This window comes from Hahella chejuensis KCTC 2396, from assembly GCF_000012985.1.
GTDB classification, from domain to species: domain Bacteria; phylum Pseudomonadota; class Gammaproteobacteria; order Pseudomonadales; family Oleiphilaceae; genus Hahella; species Hahella chejuensis.
The window spans coordinates 6,123,215-6,139,804 of sequence record NC_007645.1 but is presented as its reverse complement, the minus strand read 5'-3'; the positions used below and the strand labels follow the sequence as shown (position 1 = coordinate 6,139,804).

At 54.1% G+C, this 16,590-nt stretch carries 16 protein-coding genes; 10 read left to right on the top strand and 6 right to left on the bottom strand.

Annotated features, from left to right (window positions below; genetic code table 11):
• Window positions 1-82: 82 nt before the first annotated feature.
• Both HCH_RS27000 and HCH_RS26995 read left to right on the top strand, forming a co-directional pair.
• Window positions 83-2,083, top strand: a complete 2,001-nt coding sequence (locus HCH_RS27000; protein ID WP_011399709.1) for an EAL domain-containing protein — start codon at window positions 83-85, stop codon at window positions 2,081-2,083.
• 38 nt (window positions 2,084-2,121) lie between these two features.
• A complete protein-coding gene (locus HCH_RS26995) occupies window positions 2,122-3,171 on the top strand; it encodes a DUF2333 family protein (RefSeq protein ID WP_011399708.1) in 1,050 nt (349 codons plus the stop codon).
• Between the two features lie 32 nt (window positions 3,172-3,203).
• On the opposite strand, the gene HCH_RS26990 is transcribed toward HCH_RS26995, so the two are convergent.
• A complete protein-coding gene (locus HCH_RS26990; RefSeq protein WP_011399707.1) occupies window positions 3,204-3,980 on the bottom strand; it encodes an aldo/keto reductase in 777 nt (258 codons plus the stop codon).
• Window positions 3,977-5,179, bottom strand: a complete 1,203-nt coding sequence (locus HCH_RS26985) for an NAD(P)/FAD-dependent oxidoreductase (RefSeq protein ID WP_011399706.1) — start codon at window positions 5,177-5,179, stop codon at window positions 3,977-3,979. Before HCH_RS26985 ends, HCH_RS26990 begins: the two co-directional genes overlap by 4 nt.
• A 150-nt stretch (window positions 5,180-5,329) precedes the next feature.
• Between HCH_RS26985 and waaA the strand changes: the two genes are divergently transcribed.
• Window positions 5,330-6,604 (top strand): lipid IV(A) 3-deoxy-D-manno-octulosonic acid transferase, encoded by a 1,275-nt coding sequence (gene waaA / locus HCH_RS26980; RefSeq protein ID WP_011399705.1) that lies wholly within the window; start codon window positions 5,330-5,332, stop codon window positions 6,602-6,604.
• 60 nt (window positions 6,605-6,664) lie between these two features.
• Here the strand turns inward: waaA and HCH_RS26975 are convergent, their stop codons facing one another.
• The gene (locus HCH_RS26975) at window positions 6,665-7,993 is read right to left on the bottom strand and encodes a TolC family outer membrane protein (RefSeq protein ID WP_011399704.1); all 1,329 of its coding nucleotides are present in this window, start codon (window positions 7,991-7,993) and stop codon (window positions 6,665-6,667) included.
• 398 nt (window positions 7,994-8,391) lie between these two features.
• Between HCH_RS26975 and nudF the strand changes: the two genes are divergently transcribed.
• From nudF to gcvH, 5 genes are all read left to right on the top strand, one after another.
• A complete protein-coding gene (gene nudF / locus HCH_RS26970) occupies window positions 8,392-9,039 on the top strand; it encodes an ADP-ribose diphosphatase (protein WP_011399702.1) in 648 nt (215 codons plus the stop codon).
• Between the two features lie 33 nt (window positions 9,040-9,072).
• Complete coding sequence (locus HCH_RS26965) at window positions 9,073-9,516, top strand: DUF1249 domain-containing protein (RefSeq protein WP_011399701.1); 444 nt, start codon at window positions 9,073-9,075, stop codon at window positions 9,514-9,516.
• Between the two features lie 211 nt (window positions 9,517-9,727).
• Window positions 9,728-10,531 carry a 3',5'-cyclic-AMP phosphodiesterase gene (cpdA, locus tag HCH_RS26960; protein WP_011399700.1) on the top strand — a complete coding sequence of 268 codons (804 nt, stop codon included), beginning with the start codon at window positions 9,728-9,730 and terminating at the stop codon, window positions 10,529-10,531.
• Between the two features lie 54 nt (window positions 10,532-10,585).
• Window positions 10,586-11,179 (top strand): YqiA/YcfP family alpha/beta fold hydrolase, encoded by a 594-nt coding sequence (locus tag HCH_RS26955; RefSeq protein WP_011399699.1) that lies wholly within the window; start codon window positions 10,586-10,588, stop codon window positions 11,177-11,179.
• A 90-nt stretch (window positions 11,180-11,269) separates the two neighbouring features.
• The gene (gene gcvH, locus HCH_RS26950; RefSeq protein ID WP_011399698.1) at window positions 11,270-11,665 is read left to right on the top strand and encodes a glycine cleavage system protein GcvH; all 396 of its coding nucleotides are present in this window, start codon (window positions 11,270-11,272) and stop codon (window positions 11,663-11,665) included.
• Between the two features lie 66 nt (window positions 11,666-11,731).
• Here the strand turns inward: gcvH and HCH_RS26945 are convergent, their stop codons facing one another.
• The gene (locus HCH_RS26945) at window positions 11,732-12,607 is read right to left on the bottom strand and encodes an HDOD domain-containing protein (RefSeq protein WP_011399697.1); all 876 of its coding nucleotides are present in this window, start codon (window positions 12,605-12,607) and stop codon (window positions 11,732-11,734) included.
• Window positions 12,608-12,800: 193 nt separating this feature from the next.
• Between HCH_RS26945 and HCH_RS26940 the strand changes: the two genes are divergently transcribed.
• Window positions 12,801-13,994, top strand: a complete 1,194-nt coding sequence (locus tag HCH_RS26940) for a class I SAM-dependent rRNA methyltransferase (RefSeq protein ID WP_011399696.1) — start codon at window positions 12,801-12,803, stop codon at window positions 13,992-13,994.
• A gap of 52 nt (window positions 13,995-14,046) precedes the next feature.
• On the opposite strand, the gene HCH_RS26935 is transcribed toward HCH_RS26940, so the two are convergent.
• Together HCH_RS26935 and HCH_RS26930 are read right to left on the bottom strand one after the other, a co-directional pair.
• Entirely contained in the window at window positions 14,047-15,204 is a 1,158-nt protein-coding gene (locus tag HCH_RS26935; RefSeq protein ID WP_011399695.1) for an imelysin family protein, read from the bottom strand.
• On the bottom strand, window positions 15,201-15,857 hold the full coding sequence (locus tag HCH_RS26930) for an HAD family hydrolase (RefSeq protein ID WP_011399694.1): 657 nt from the start codon (window positions 15,855-15,857) through the stop codon (window positions 15,201-15,203). Before HCH_RS26930 ends, HCH_RS26935 begins: the two co-directional genes overlap by 4 nt.
• A gap of 240 nt (window positions 15,858-16,097) precedes the next feature.
• On the opposite strand from HCH_RS26930, the gene rppH reads away from it, so the two are divergent.
• The gene (rppH, locus tag HCH_RS26925; protein ID WP_011399693.1) at window positions 16,098-16,583 is read left to right on the top strand and encodes an RNA pyrophosphohydrolase; all 486 of its coding nucleotides are present in this window, start codon (window positions 16,098-16,100) and stop codon (window positions 16,581-16,583) included.
• The last annotated feature ends 7 nt before the right edge of the window (window positions 16,584-16,590 follow it).

The following is a 16,590-nucleotide window of genomic DNA, read 5'->3' as shown; positions in this document are numbered from 1 at the left end:
AGTAGAGCAAACCTTTAAGCGTTAACTGCGGGTGGTTTGAGCGGGAAGCGCTGAATCTGTGATCAACTCCGACGGAGTCGCCATGACTGATAATAAAGCATTGCGTGACAAACGATCGATCAAAGTGCTGATGCTGGGCCTGATCTCCACGATGTTGTTGATTTTGTTAGGGGGCGTATTCGGCCTTAATTTGTGGCAGAAGAAGGTGTACCTGCAGGATCAGCTACAGTCTCACGCCAGAGACTCCGCCACATCGTTAGGCTTATCCGTTTCTCATGTGGCGGACCCACAGGACTGGGTGGTTGCGTCTTCCATGGTGGACGCCATCTTTGACTCGGGCGCTTATCAAGGTATTCGCATTCTGGACCAGGAAGGACGCTCGGTGGTGGCGAGAACAAGCTCCAAGGATCTGGAAGGCGTGCCTAAGTGGTTTGTGCGCTGGCTTGATCTGCAGGCTCCGGTGGGAGAGGCCGAAATTATCGCTGGGTGGCGTCCGGTCGGTCGTTTGATGGTGCAAAGCGATACCGGCATCGCCTATCGAGAACTCTGGTCGACGCTGCGTAATCAATTAGCCTGGTTTGCGGTCGTCACTGCATTTGCGTTTGCGGCTTTCCATTTGCTGTTGAGCAGTTTGTTGCGGCCTTTACTGCGTCTGGAGCAAGCGGCGCATCGGATTGAAGACAAGCACTTTGATGTCTCCCTGCCTATTCCTGGCACCCGTGAACTGGCGAAAGTCACGCTGGCTGTCAACAGCATGGCGGACCATTTGCGGCGCTCATTCGAAGAGCAGGTGGCGACCATTGAGTCGCTACGCAAACTGGCGCTGCTGGATTCGGTCACGGGCGTGCTGAACCGGCAGTCGTTTGATAATCGCTTGCAGGCGGCTTTGGCGGGAGACGATGGGGACAGCGTCGGCGCGTTGCTGTTGGCGCAACTGTCAGGCCTGTCTGAGTACAACGATCAGTTTGGAAGAGAGCAGGGGGATGCGCTGCTCAAGCAAATGGCGGAAGTTATCCATGACGAGTGCCTGTCGCATATCGGTAGTTATGTGGGCCGTCGCGGCGGCGGTTGCTTCACCGTTTTCCTCAGCGGCTTGACGGACAGTCGTGCGGAAGCTGTGGCGGAGCGTTTGCTTGAGAGGCTGACATCGCTGCCGTTAATCAAGAACTGGGGCGGCTCCAACCGTCTGCATATAGGGGTGGTCAATACAGAGGGACGAACTCCCTTGGCGCAGGTGCTGTCGGTGGCGGATTTCGCGATGCGGGTGGCGCAAAAATCGTGCACAAACGCATGGCGCAAAGGGCGCAGCAGCGGGCGTGAGGGTGGACAGAAGCCGCTTACGGCGACGGAGTGGCAATCCTTGCTGCTGTCGACGCTGGCGGACAAAGGGTTTTATTTGCACTTTCAGCCCGTCTTAAGCGACGACTCTCGTAACTTCCTGTTCCATCAGGCGCTGGTGCGCATGAATATGAACGGAAGAGTACTGGCGGCGGCGGAGTTTCTCCCGATGGCGGATCGCTTTAACCTGGCGCTGAAAGTCGATGCGCAAGTGCTGGAGGATGCGTTGACAAGGTTGGCGGAGCATCATGAGGATGCTGCGTTCTGCGTCAGCCTGGCGGTATCCAGCTTGCAGTCGGCTGAGTTCGCTGATTCAGTAAGCGTGATACTGCGCCGTTTTTCCGCGCAATGTCCGCGCTTGCTGCTGGAGGTTTCCGAACACGCTTTACAGGCGGCATGGGCGGGGTTTGATCGCTTGTTACAGTTGCGTAATGAACTGGCTTTCCGTATCGTCATCAGCCGATTCGGCTCCACTGGTATGCCTTTTGGATACCTGAAAAGTTGTCCGGTGGACATGATCAAAATCGACCCGGGTCTGGTGAAAAATATTCACAAAGACCAGGGACATCAGTTTTATTTGCGCTCCATCGTGCAGATTGCGCACTCACAGGCTATTAAAGTCATCGGTGTGGGCGTCGAGTCTCAGGACGATTGGGACAGTCTGGTGCAGCTCGGGGTGGACGGCGCAATGGGATATTATCTCTTTCGGCCTCAGGAAAGCCCGCCACATATGGCGGCGCCGTGAGCGGCGGAGCTTGAAGATTGCGAGGAGCGGCAATATCTATGTGGCAGGCGATTAAAGATTTTTTTAATGAACGCGGAGAAGAACTCGGCGATTACGTGGGAGGTGGTTTCTTGGCTAAGTTGATTGGCGGCGCTCTGGGCGTATATTTGGTCGTCGCGTTGTTTGTGGGCTGGTACTGGAGCGACGAGCCGGAGCTGTTTGAGGTGGGACCCAACGCCAGAAGCGTCGTGACGGACCAGAACCGTCCGTTGGTGGTCGGCAGTACGACTACGGCGACGCTGATTACCCTGGTTGACACCTTATTGGAAAAACCGGGGGGGTATATTTCCAACGATGTTTTCCCTCCCGGGTTGTGGTTGGACAACATTTCCCATTGGGAATATGGCGTGCTGGTGCAAGTAAGAGATCTGAGCCGGGCCCTGCGTAAAGACATCAGCCGCTCTCAAAGCCAGTCGACGGAAGACCGTGATCTGACGGTTGCGGAGCCTCAGTTTAACTTTGACAGTCGCTCCTGGGTGATTCCCTCCACTGAGGACGAATACCGTCGTGGACTTAAAGCGCTACGCAGTTATCTGAACCGGTTGTCCGATCCAAACAGGCCAGACGCTCAGTTTTACGCCCGTGCTGACAATCTGCGCAACTGGCTGTCTGACGTGGAAACGCGTCTCGGCAGTTTGTCGCAACGGTTGAGTGAGAGCGTCGGCAAACGGCAGTTGGATATGGCGCTTGCCGGAGATAAGGCGGCGAAACAGTCCACGCCGGGGCAGGGGGAGGTAGAGCTGAAAACCTCCTGGCTGGAGATCGACGACGTATTCTACGAAGCGCGCGGCACCGCCTGGGCGCTTATCCATATACTTAAAGCTATCGAGGTGGACTTCGGCGACGTGCTGCGGGACAAGAACGCCGTGGTCAGTCTGCGTCAGATTATCGTAGAGCTGGAGGCGACTCAGGAGTCGGTCTGGAGTCCGGTTATTTTGAACGGCAGCGGATTTGGCGTACTAGCTAATCATTCGCTGACCATGGCGTCGTTTATTTCACGGGCTAATGCGGCGATTATCGATTTGCGCAGCCTGTTGGCGCAAGGATAAGGAAATTCGATATGCGACGACGCGCGCTACCGTTACGCAGGTAGCGCGCAGACGTTCTCTTTGAAGTGCTCGGGATTGATGGTGCCGATAATGGCGCTGGATACGCCGGGGTGGGCGAAGACGAACTCCATGCTTTTCCGCAATGGATCTTCATGGGGGCCGACGCAGATGTGGCCGCTGGCCAGCGCCTTTTTGATCAAAACGCCTTTTCGATGCGCTTGCGCATAGTCCAGTACGGGTTTTTCTTCCTGATGCTCCAGGTTGTAAGTCACCATAGCGACATCCCCTTGTTGCAGGGCGGCGATTGCACCCTCCACGGTCTTGCCGGACAGGCCGATCGCGCGAATCATTCCTTTGGCCTTTAGTTCAGCGAGGGCTTGCAGCGTGCCTTCTTTTTGCAGAATCGCCATGTCGTCGCCATCGGAATGAATGAGCACGATGTCGATATAGTCGGTGCGCAGCCGTTGCAGACTGCGCTCGACGCTCATTCGAGTATGTTCCGGCGTGAAGTTGAAATAGGACTGTCCGTCAACAAACTCTTCACCCACTTTGCTGCAAATCACCCAGCGTTGGCGGCGGCCTTGCAACAGCCCTCCCAGTCGGCTTTCACTGGAGCCGTAGGCAGGCGCCGTATCAATAAGGTTTACCCCCAGGTCTTCCGCCAGGGCTATTAACTCCAGGGCTTGCTGGTCATCAGGGATTTTGAAGGCGGTCGGATACTTGACTCCTTGGTCGCGGCCCAGTTTCACCGTGCCTAAACCGAGCAAGCTTACTTCGATGCCAGTGTCGCCGAGCTGACGGTATTTCATGAAAGCATCTCCTGCCACACTGGCGCGCTGACGCCAGGGCGGGGTAGGAAGCTTAAGGTTCCCAGGTCGCATGCCGTTTCAGGTTCGACGCCGTCCGCCTGCAGTTGCGCCATCACTGTGTCGACCAGATTAGGCGTCAGCGCCAGTTTGGTTGGCCAACAGGTCAGAATGTTCTTTTCACTGTGAACAAACGCCGTATCCGGACGCAACATGCCTTTTTGCTGAGGCTCCGCGCGGTGGATAAGGAAGCTGGACCAGCGGGACTCGCCGAGGTCAATCCAGGGAAGAAGATCTTTCACCAGGGTCTTGGCGGAATTAATCTGCGTTTCGCGATCAAGCTCAACCCCGGTTTCCGCCAGATTGCCGCCCAGATACCAGACTGGTTGGCCGTCCTGCATATAGTGGGTGGTGATCGTCAGTAACGGCTTTGAGCCGGCGCCGATGCAATGCGCGTAAACCGGGTGTGGATACTGATGGCGCACGATCACCATGTGCAGGGGTCTGCGCTGCATGGCGGGGCGATGTAATTGAGCGCCGTGCAGGACGCTTTCATTGCCTTCTCCCGCTGCGAGGATAAAGCGCTTGGCCTTGACGCGCACACGTTTGTTTTTACCCACCAGATGCATCTCCACGATTTCCCCTTGCTCCTGCACCAAGGCGCCGGGCAGGGTGCAATCATATTGAAGAATGCCGTCGCTGAATGGTGCGATCAGCGCATTGATTACTGTGGGGACATCCAGCACTAACTCGTTCAGTGCATAGAAGTTGCCATGGAAGTCTGGCGTATTGAATGCGGCGGGACGTTCTATAGAGGCGTCGCCGGAAACTTTGCCGCGTACGGCCTTGCTGGCGAAGAACGCTGTCAGCTTGGAAACCAGGCGATCGCGAGACCACATATAGTGATATTCGGAGAGCACGCGCGCAGAGCTGAGATCCACGTCTCCCTCGCCTTTGAGGCAGGCGCGCCAGCGATCTGGCATTTCCGAAATGGCGTTAGCGGCGGTGGTTAGCGCGCCGTTGAGGGTGTATTTGGCGCCGCCATGAATAATGCCCTGTGAACGAACGCTTTGTCCGCCGCCCAGGGTTTTCTTCTCCAACAGCAGCGTGCTATAGCCCGCTTTGCGAAGCCGATAGTTCAGCCATAGCCCAGCGATTCCCCCGCCGATAATGACGACATCTGTCTCTAGAGTTTCTGCCATTCGGTGGCTCCATTACGAAAAATGCGCGCCATTATAGCCGTTCGTCAGACCGAACCCAAACCCGCCGCGAGCATCATGAACAAGATTTAAAACCCTGATTGCTCCTGCGGCGCTGTGCTAAACTCGCCTCCGGTTTGAAAGAGCGGCGACATGGCGAGATTCCTTTACACACTCATTTACTACTTGATTCTTCCTCTAATTCTAGTCCGTCTCTACTGGCGGGGGCGCGCGGCGCCCGCCTATCGATTACGTTGGCGGGAACGTTTGGGATGGTTCAAGGCGCCGGCGTTCGCGCAGCGGCCGCTATGGATTCATAGTGTCTCCGTTGGCGAAACTGTCGCTGCGGCGTTGTTGGTGAATCGCCTTCTGAAGGAACATCCAGAGCGCCCTATTGTCGTCACCACCATGACGCCTACCGGGTCGGAGCGGGTGAAAGCGCTATTTGGCGATCGCGTATTTCATGTCTATGCGCCTTACGATCTCCCTGGGCCTGTTATGCGTTTTTTGCGCCGCCTCAATCCGTGCGCCCTGGTCATTATGGAAACGGAGCTATGGCCCAACTGGATTGCTATGTGCGCGGCGCAAGGCATTCCGACAATGGTGGCCAATGCGCGTCTTTCTGAGCGTTCCGCCAGAGGGTATGGCAAAGTCTCCGCCATAACGCGGCCAATGCTGCAGAAGCTGTCCTGGGTGGCGGCGCAAAATGCTGCGGATGGCGGCCGTTTTGCGGCCCTAGGCTTACCCCAGAAAAACCTCAGCGTTACCGGCAGCATTAAATTCGATATTAGCGTCAGTGAAGAGTTACGCGCAGAAAGCGCGGCGCTTCGAGAGGCCTGGGGTGGACCCAAACGCTTCATATGGGTGGCGGGAAGCACCCATGAGGGCGAAGACTCTGTGATTCTGGCTGCGCATCAACAACTGCTGGCGCATCGTCCTGAGGCTCTTCTAGTGATCGTTCCCAGGCATCCTGAACGTTTCGATAAAGTGGGCGAGGATATTCTGCAGGCTGGCTTACGTATGGCCAGACGCAGCAGGAATGACGCAGTGGTTCCGGGGACGCAGGTTTTGCTCGGCGACACCATGGGGGAACTGCTGCGCTTATACGCCGCCGCCGACTTGGCTTTTGTCGGCGGAAGCCTGGTCGATACGGGAGGGCATAACCCGTTGGAGCCTGCGGCAGTGGGTAAACCTGTATTGATGGGGCCGGCCGTGTTCAATTTTGCAGATATCTGCTCGCAACTGGAACAGGCGCAAGGTCTGCGTTTTGTGGAGCGGAGGACGCTGGGAGACGCTTTATTGGAGTTGTGTGACGATGAAGTTGCTCGGCTCCGTATGGGCGAGGCGGCCTCTAAAGTCGTCAATGAAAATCGGGGCGCCCTGGATCGACTGCTGGATGGCGTTTTACGGCATGCGCCTGGACGTTGATTCGTCAGGATAGATAAAAAAGCCGCAACTCAGTGCGGCTTTTTTGATGCTTGCGGAGGATTAACGGGTCAACACGTTGACTGGCTCGGCCAACCACTTGTTCAGCTCATTGATGTCGTTGACCGACAAGACGCCAGCGGTTTGCTTGAACGACAGCGTGTTCAGCACGAAGTCGTAGCGTGCGTTGGCGTAGTTGCTGAGCGAACCGTAATAGCGACGCTCTGAATCCAGAACTTCAACGATATTGCGCGTACCGACATCATAGCCGGCGCGGGTCGCCTGGAGCGCGCTCTCGGAGGAAATGATTTCCTGCTTGCGAGCCTGGATCGATTCAATGTTGGTCTGCAGCGTCCGATAAAGACTGCGTAGTTGCAGACGAATATTACGCTGAGCGGTATTCAACGACTGTTCTGCCTGCTCCAGACGGTAATTTGCCTGACGTACGCCGGACTGGGTCGCTCCACCGGTATAGATCGGGACGGAAAGGTTTAGAGACACCGACAAATCATTGCTGCGTTCATCCGCCGCGCCACGGCCGTCGGACTCACTGAAGCCATAACTCGCTTTAGCGTCGAGGGTCGGGTAATGACCGGCTTTTTGTGCGGAAACGCTGCTCTGAGCGCTTTGCACGCTCCAGCTGGCCCCCAAGACTTGAGGGTTGTTGGCGAAGGCGATTTCTTCCCACTTCACGGTGGAGTCGGGGGATACCTGCACAACAGGGAAGCCCTCGCTGAGCACCTGTACGGTATCGGTATAGTCGCCCGTGATGCGTTGCAGGCTTTCCAGGGCGACGTCCAGTTGCCCTTGTGCGTTGATGCGGGAGACTTTGCCGGAATCATAGGTCGCTTTTGACTCATGCACTTCCGTAATCGCGATCAGTCCAACTTCAAAGCGCTCTTTCGCTTGTTCCCACTGACGTTTGAAAGCTTCTTCCGCGCGCTTGGCCGTGGTCAGGTTGTCCCAGGCGCGGAGGACGCCAAAGTAAGCGTCGGCGGTGCGAAACAGTAAATCCTGCTCAGCGCTGCGTAAGTCTTCATCGGCGCGGTTACGGGAGTATTTGCTGGCTTGGTAGCTGTAGTAGGTGTCGAGTTTCAACAGCGGCTGAGTCAGGGTAACTTCCCCGCCCTGGCTGACATAGCTGTCATCTGGATTGAGACGAGTGTCCACATCATGGTGGGAGACGCTGGCGCCGGCGCCGACGCTGGGCATCAGACCTGCACGGGTTTGGATGACACTTTCTGCTTCCGCATTCCTTCCCGCTAAAGCGGCCGCCAGCTCAGAGTCGTATTGCAGGGCTTTATTGTAGGCGGTGGCGAGATCCATGGCTTGAGTGGAGGCGCTAAGGCATAGCGCCCCGATTGAGATAAGCAATTTGCTTGGTCGGAACATAACGTCGGGCACCCCTCTTTAACAGTCCGGGTTGTGTGGAGTAAACACTTGAAAATTCGTATGAATTAAAAATGCCGCACAGTTTAACGCAGAATGCGTCTCATTAGATCACGAAGTGTGGAAATAAATCATTACGTATGTATACGGTGATTACATAGGGCGGTATCTTCGGTTATTTATAGGCTCCGCGCAATAGCGCCCGGGTGCGGCGGCCATGCATGGTCTACACTGCTAACTCGCTTTGAACTCAAAACGTGGCGGCCTTAATTCCGGGAAAGTAGCCGTAAAGCCATTGCAATCGAAAATGGTTTAACATGAAATGATTGCGCTTGTCTGCGCGGAAAGCCGCGCCAGAAAGGGCGATATGAAATCTGGATACAATGAGAAAGAGGTGAACGGTGAAGCAGGATACCCAGAATCCGCCGACGGACAGTCAATTTGGTAAAGACGATGTGGAAGTGATTTCCAGGCAGACTGGCTATCAGGGATTCTTCTCGATCCAGAAACTCGAACTCAGACATAAGTTGTTCGCCGGGGGCTGGTCTGAGCCGATTCGCCGGGAGCTGTTTGTGCGCGGCGGCGCTACCTGCATGCTTCCTTACGACCCGGTGCGCGATCTGGTTGTACTTTGTGAGCAGTTTCGTATCGGCGCTTTATATGAAGGTTCTTCGCCCTGGTTGATGGAGTTGGTGGCGGGAATTAACGAAGAAGGCGAAACACCTGAAAGCGTTGCCTGTCGCGAAGCTCAGGAGGAGGCGGGGCTGGAAGTAAAGGCCTTGCGCAAAATTCACCACTATCTGCCTTCTCCTGGCGGAAGCTCGGAAGCCATTGACCTGTTTTGTGGCCTGGTGAATGCGGAAGGGGTTGAAGGGCTGTATGGATTGCCCCATGAAGGAGAGGATATTCGCGTGCGGGTAGTGAGTCGCGAGCTGGCCTATACATGGGTGGAAAGCGGGCGCATCAGGGATGCGGCGGGAATCATTGCTTTACAGTGGCTGCAATTGAACCGCGAGCAATTGCTCGCGGAGTGGCGCGAGTTTTTATGAGATGATGAATACTTCAATTACGAAGGAGAATGCGTGAAACAACGGTACGTGCCAGACATCGCCCAATTCGGAGCTATCTGCGAGGCGAATTACTTTCGCCTGAGCAAGCTCGTCGCCGATAGGGAAGCCGGCTCGGAGGTCACCTACTCGCTGCATAATCATACCGCCTATCTGGGGTTAATCCGTATAAAGGTGCTGGAATCCAGTCGTTATACTAACCTCTTGTTTTTGGAACAGGTTCACGCAATTGGTCGATGGGTGAATAACCCTCAGTTAACCGTGCGGATATATCACGACGCGCGTATGGCGGAAGTCATCAGCGCAGTGAACCACGCCCGGGTCGAGGCGGTGAACGATTATCCTAACGGCAAAATGCATTTGCCTGATGAAAAACTGCAATTAAACCAGTTTCTTTCCGAATGGCTGAATTATTGTCTGCACCATGGCCATTCGACGGAAGAGCTAAGAGACTTATAATCCCTCCGGTTCCATGTCAGCCGGCTGATTCAGGGACGAGTAGATAGCGCCGGTGACGAGCCTGAAAGTGTCTGATTGTTGTGAAATAACACAAATTTCAATGATTATGTGACTGACTAACTGGAAAATGTCCATATCCGGCATATATTTTTTATAAGTAAGCAAAAGGATTTTCCCGTAACAACACACACAGACTGCGGCGGATGATGAGGTGGCGTCAGACAACAACCAAGCGTTAACCGTGATTCAGGTAACGGATTCCCATCTGCGGCGGGAACCGGACGGCACTCTATTGGGTATGAATACCCGACGTAGCCTGGATGCGGTTTTATCGCTCGTGCGCGCGAACCATGAGAACCCTGATTTGGTGCTCGCCACCGGCGATATTGCGCAGGATGGGTCAACGGAGGCGTATGAGTGCTTCCATGAGAAAATGCTGCCGTTTCAATGCCCGGTCTACTGGTTTTCCGGTAATCATGATGACCCTGGCGTCATGGCCAAAGCGGTGCAGGATCCTGAGTGTCTGGCCAAGGTGAAAATTTTTGGTCCCTGGAAATTAATCTTTCTCGACTCCTCTGTTCGACGCAAGGTATACGGCAAGTTGGCCAAAAAAGAATTACAGCTGTTGAAAGCGGAGCTGGAGAAAGATCAGGGCAAACACGTGATCATCTGCTTCCATCATCATCCTGTCGATGTGGACTGCGCGTGGCTGGACACCATAGGTCTGCATAACCGAGACGAATTTTTTGCCGTCATCGACGCATATGATCACGTTCGACTGGTACTTTGGGGACACATTCACCAGGAATATGACCAAGTGCGCAACGGCGTACGGCTATTGGCGACGCCATCTACCTGCGTACAATTCAAGCCTTACAGCGAGGACTTCGCGGTGGATAATCTGGCGCCGGGATATCGTTGGTTGAAGCTGTATCCGGATGGTCGTGTGGACACATCCGTGGTGCGCGCCAGTCATATAGAGTTCGAGGTGGACCTTTCCAGCAAAGGCTATTGAGCACGGGCTTTTGCCGCAGAGTCATGATGACCTCCCGCTTGTTTGCGAGTTTTGATGAGTCACTCCTATATTCTTTACCTACATGGCTTTAATAGCTCTCCGCAGTCTTTTAAAGCGCAATGCAGCCAACAATGGCTAGCCAAATATTATCCGAACATGGATCTCGCTATTCCTGCGCTGCATTATTCACCTGCAGTAGCTATGGAGCGGTTGGAGCGTGAATATTTCGCAGGAGGCGACAGACCGCTGGGGGTGATCGGCAGCTCATTAGGCGGTTACTATGCAGCTTATCTGCACCATCGATACGGCGTTTCTTCAGCATTGATTAATCCCGCAGTCAGGCCCTATGATTTGTTGGAAGACTATCTGGGAATAAATAAGAATCTTTATACGGGCGAAGAGTATGTGCTGGAGCCTCGTCATATGGACGAGCTGTTGGCGTTGGACTCTCCATCTCCGACTATAGGCGAGCGCATTTATACTTTGGTGCAGACCGGCGACGCCACCCTGAACTATCGTGAGGCGGCGCTGAAGTTCGCCCACTGCGCGCTCTGGGTGCAATCAGGCGGGTCGCACGAATTTGAAGACTTTGAGCGGGTGTTGCCGAGTATCGTAAATTTTTTCCTATCGTCTACAATCCAGAAATGACGATAAAAGGATTTTAATAACGCAAACCTATGTATGTCCGTATAAAATACCCGAATATTAACTAATGAATTGACAAAGAAGGGTCAAAAGATGAGCAGCGTTCCAAGCGAACTGAAATACAGCCCCACTCACGAATGGGTGTTGTTGGAAGACAACGGCGTGGTGACTGTAGGCATTACCGATCACGCTCAGGATTTATTGGGTGACATCGTGTTTGTCGAGCTGCCTGAGGTCGGTGCGGAATTGGGCGCAGGCGAGAACGCCGGCGTGGTTGAGTCTGTCAAGGCTGCATCTGACATCTACTCGCCGGTGACCGGACAAGTGGTGGAAGTCAATGAGGCGCTGCAAGAGTCTCCAGAGCTGGTCAACAGTGACCCTTACAACGATGGCTGGTTCTTTAAAATCAAGATTGCCGACGTTGAAGAGCTGGAAGGCATGATGGATGCCGAGGCTTACACCGAGCAGTGTGAAGCGGAAGAAGGCTGATTCGTCGACTCGATAATTGGCTCATGCGTCCGGGATGGCCCCGGGCGCTGTTAGACTCGCAAAAGCTTAGCGGTAGTTGCTGACGCTGACGCCCATTTCTGAAAACGACTCTTTCATCTCATCCACGTCATAGTTGGTTAATCCAACGAACTCCAGTACATCTTTTTGAATACGGTTCCACTCATGGTCTTCCGACTGCCTGCCCAACACATGGAAATTACCACAGATGTGTTCGGATATTTTGAGCACCGCCAATAAGGTTTTTTTCTCTGGATTGCGGCTTTCCCGCTCACCAAAGATTCTTTCCGCGCTGTGGTGTTCAGCAATGGCTTCGCAGATATGTTTGGGCAGGTTCCAGGATTTTGCAGTGTAATAGCCGACTACCGCGTGATTGGTGTTAAGACGTTCGTTCTCGGTCTCCGTGATGCGCTTTTCGACTTGGCTGTACGCCTCCTCAACTACTTGCAGATAGTTAGGGAAACGCTGAATCATTAACGGAATGCCGCAGTTGTGGAACAATCCCAGCATATAAGCCTCGTCCGGGGACTGATAACCAATTTTCTTGGCGATATTGGCGGAGATGCTGGAAATATCGTTAGCGGTATCCCAGAAGCGGGTGAGTTCCACGATATGCTCATCAGACATCTCCCCCTTGATGGAAATGCCGTTGATGATATTGACCACGCTTTTCAGGCCCAATAGAGAAACCGCCTGGGCGATGGACGCAATCTTGTTTGAGAGGCCGAACATGGGGGAGTTTACGAACTTCAAGACGGTGCCGGCGAGTCCCACGTCCTGACTGATCAGCTGGGCGATACGGCTGATATCCGGATCGGGCATGACCTGCTCCATTTGAATATCCACCAGGATTTGCGGCTGCGGCGGTATTTTTATTCCCTGCAGAATATGCTGAATCTGCTCTTCGTTGAGTTCGGTGCTCATGAGGACTCCTATGTGAATGCAGCGGATGCGGCGCCGCAAAAATAAGTTTAGCCCAACTGAAAAAGTCTGGGGTGTTGAAGATATCGAGCCTGACTGATATTAAGCGGCTTTGAGAGGGCTTTATCAGTTATAATCCGCGCCGTTTCATCGAATCACTAGCGCCAGCGGCGCGGCAACTAATTAAGGGGCGAATATGGACGCGGGCGTATTGCGTTTACGGGAAAATGCCGACAAACGGCTTCGTAGCGGACACTTGTGGGTATACAGCAACGAAATCGATATTCAGAAAACGCCACTGACTGAATTGGCGGCGGGGCAGCCGGTCGTTATTGAAAACGCTAAGGGAAAACCGCTGGCGGCGGCCTTTGCCAACCCCCACGCCTTGATCTGCGCGCGTATTGTCAGCCGCAGCCCCAAACTGTTTCTCTCCCGCTCCTTGCTGAAAAAACGGATGCAGGCGGCGGACGAATGGCGTAGTCAGTTGTTCGGCTCCCCGCACTATCGAATGGTGTTTGGCGATAGCGACGGACTGCCTGGTTTAGTGATTGACCGTTTTGGCGCTGATTTCGTGGCGCAAATCTCCACGGCGGGAATGGAGCAATTCAAGGATGATGTCGTCGATATCCTGAAGAATAATTTCTCCGCTCGCACTGTGATCATGAAGAATGACGGCAAGATGCGTGAAGTGGAAGGGTTGGAGCGCTATACCCGGTGTTTTGGGGATGAGATCGAAGCGCTGGAGGTGGTTGAAAACGGCGTGTCCATGTCCGCGCCTGCGCAGGGCGGCCAAAAAACAGGATGGTTCTATGATCATCGCCCCAACCGCGCGGCTTTGTTTCCCTGGGTGAAAGGCAAGCGTGTGCTGGACTTGTTCAGTTACGTTGGCGGCTGGGGTGTGCAAGCCTTGGCCAATGGGGCGGAATCGGTCACATTCGTCGATTCATCTGAAAGCGCACTGGAATGGGCGCAACGCAACTGTCGCCAGCAGATGGATAATCCACCGTGTCGCTTTATCCGTGAGGATGCGTTCAATGCGTTGGAAAATCTATGCCAGGAAAAAGAAAAGTTTGATGTGGTCATTGTCGATCCGCCTGCCTTGATACCTCGTCGTAAAGATCAAAAGCAGGGTGAGCGCGCCTATCAACGCTTGAATCAGCTGGCGCTGCGATTGACGGCTCCTGGCGGCATGCTGATGTCAGCCTCTTGCTCCATGCACCTTTCGGCAGAGCGTCTGAGAGATATCCTGCGAGCATCGGCGCGAGAGGTCGACCGTACGGCGCAATTGATATTCCAGGGCGGGCAGGGCGCTGATCATCCGATTCTCCCCGCGATACCTGAAACGGACTATATCAAAGCCATGCTGCTGCGCATTACGCCTACCTTGTGATGGTTCGTTGGGGGCATGATGGCCGGAGTTATCCGGCCATGAGAAAGAAGACTTAGTTTCCGGCGAATCGGATGATGATTTGTTCCCGAAGTTGCAGCGCCTGATTCTCGCAAATGGCGATCTGTTCTTCGTTATCCTCGGCAGTGGGGCTCAATGCAGTCAGGCAGCCTTCCAGTTTAAGACGGAGTTCCTTCAGACTGTTGCGGGTCTGGGCGTCAGTAAACAATGCAGGTTCTGTCAGAAAAGGCTGCATGGCTTTCATTCGCCCGCGCCAAAAATGGGCGGCGTCCTGACTGAATTCCAAGTGTTCCTGAAATCGCCAGCCGGGTTCGCCGTCTTTAGGTTTCAAGGCGCCGACTACTTCACGATCAATAAAGTCGATTAAAGCGATAAGCCAGGGGTTGGCTTCCCGCACTGCTTCCATCTGGCTCATGCTTTTTCCTTTCAGGAATATACTCCCTGAAGGCGGTCGCCAAGCGGCGGCGAGCTCCGTCATATCCTGTAGCAGACGCTCACCTTGCAAGCGCAGAAGTTCGCGTCGACGTTCTGTGTCAGGGGGGGCGGCATTCACGATAAAACGAGTGGACTGTTGCGCAGGATCGTTATGCGACCAGAGCATGAACTCAATCGGATGCATTCCGTAAACCAGATAGTACTCGTCCGCAAACTGATGCTGCTCACTTAACGTTGCGTTGTCTAACTCAAGGTCTTCCGCGTAGGTCAGCCCACTTTTCGGATAACCGGGCACTTCGTCAAGGTAACCGCCCAGCAGCGGCGCAGCGTCCAATAGCGATGCGCGAGTGTAAGGCGCTCCAGACATCTTGTGATTGAGGTAGCTTTTCGCCGCCGGCAGTTGGCCCCATACTTTGAGCTCTTGTAACGCCGTATGCGCCTGTAGCCAGTCCTCTCTGGCTTCGCTGAGAGATTCTGGCGTTGGGGCGCTGATAAATTGCTGCAGACCCCGATTCAGCTTTTCAATCGCGTGCAGGGCGGCGTCATGTCTCTCCGTAGCCGCGCTCCAAAGTGGCGACACAAGCGCCTCTTCCGTAGCTTTGGCGTCGCTCTGTTCCTGTGCGGGGAGTGGCGTGGCGGTCTGCTGTGGCGCTGGAGATTCAGTGGGAGAATTCCGCTCAGCGCTTTTATCGCAGGCAGTTAATCCGACGCACAGCAAGAGTAGCTGAATCGCAATATGACGTCCGCCCATTCTCATGGGCGCAGACTCATGATTTCCCAGCCGCGCTCGCGTGCAGTTTGCAATAGTCGTTCGTCGCCATCCACGACGACTGGGCGGCCCACATGCTCCAGGAGGGGAATATCGTTGTGGGAGTCACTATAGAAATAGGCGTCTGACAGATCATAAGGGTTGTGCTGCAGCCACTCACGCAGACGCGTCACTTTTCCTGCCTGATAGCTTGGGACGCCGCTGACTTTGCCTGTATAACGGTTATTGATGAACTCAGGTTCGGTTGCGATGAGCTCATCGACTTCCAGCAGGTCGGCGATCGGCTGGGTGACGAAGCGATTGGTGGCGGTGATGATGAGTAGATAATCGCCGCTATCGCGGTGCCTGCGTAACAGCTCAAGCGCTTTGGGAAGCAGGAGAGGACGAATTGACTCCTCGACAAACTCTTTTCGCCACTGGTGCAATCGCTCCAGAGGATGCTGGGTCAGTGGGCTGAGGGCGAATCCCAGGTACTTGAAGATATCCAACTGACCTTGAAGGTAATCCTGATAGAACTCGTCATTAACGCGTTTGAAGTCTTCCTGATCGACAATTCCTCTGTGAACCAGAAAATCGCCCCAGGCGTGATCGCTATCGCCGGCGATGAGAGTATTGTCCAGATCAAAAATAGCTAGAGCCAATGCTTAAACTCCTCTGTGATGGGCGTGGGAATTGTACACTATAAAGGAAATCGATCCGTAGCGGCCAACTGTAGCGGAAACGAGGCGTGACGGGCGTTCAGGGTGACATTCTGTTATTTATTGACTAAATCCTAATTTATTATTAGAAGAGTTAGCTAAAAGCCCTTAAAGTAAAGCTAATTTGTGTACAGCTGTTCAATTGTGGAACAATGTTGAAAAAAATTATAAGGATGGCAGTTTGTGATAGACGCTGAAGGTTACCGTCCCAACGTCGGCATCATACTGTGCAACCCTCAGGGTGAAGTGTTCTGGGCCAGACGTATTGGACAAGACTCCTGGCAGTTTCCCCAAGGCGGAATTAAGAAAGATGAATCGCCTGAAGAGGCTCTGTTCAGAGAGCTAAAAGAAGAAGTGGGGCTGCCGCCTGAGGCTGTAGAGATTGTCGCTGGCACCCGCGGCTGGCTGCGTTACCGCCTGCCGAAGAAAATGATTCGCTATGACTCTCATCCCGTGTGTGTGGGGCAAAAGCAAAAGTGGTTCATGCTGCAATTATTGGCGGATGAATCGGAAATCTGCACTAATTACACGGACAAGCCTGAATTTGACGGCTGGCGCTGGGTCAGCTATTGGTATCCCCTCGGGCAGGTAGTATCCTTCAAACGAGAGGTGTATCGGCGGGCGATGAGGGAGTTCGCTCCGGTCTTGTTCAAGCGTGAGGAAAGTTAAAGCGTTC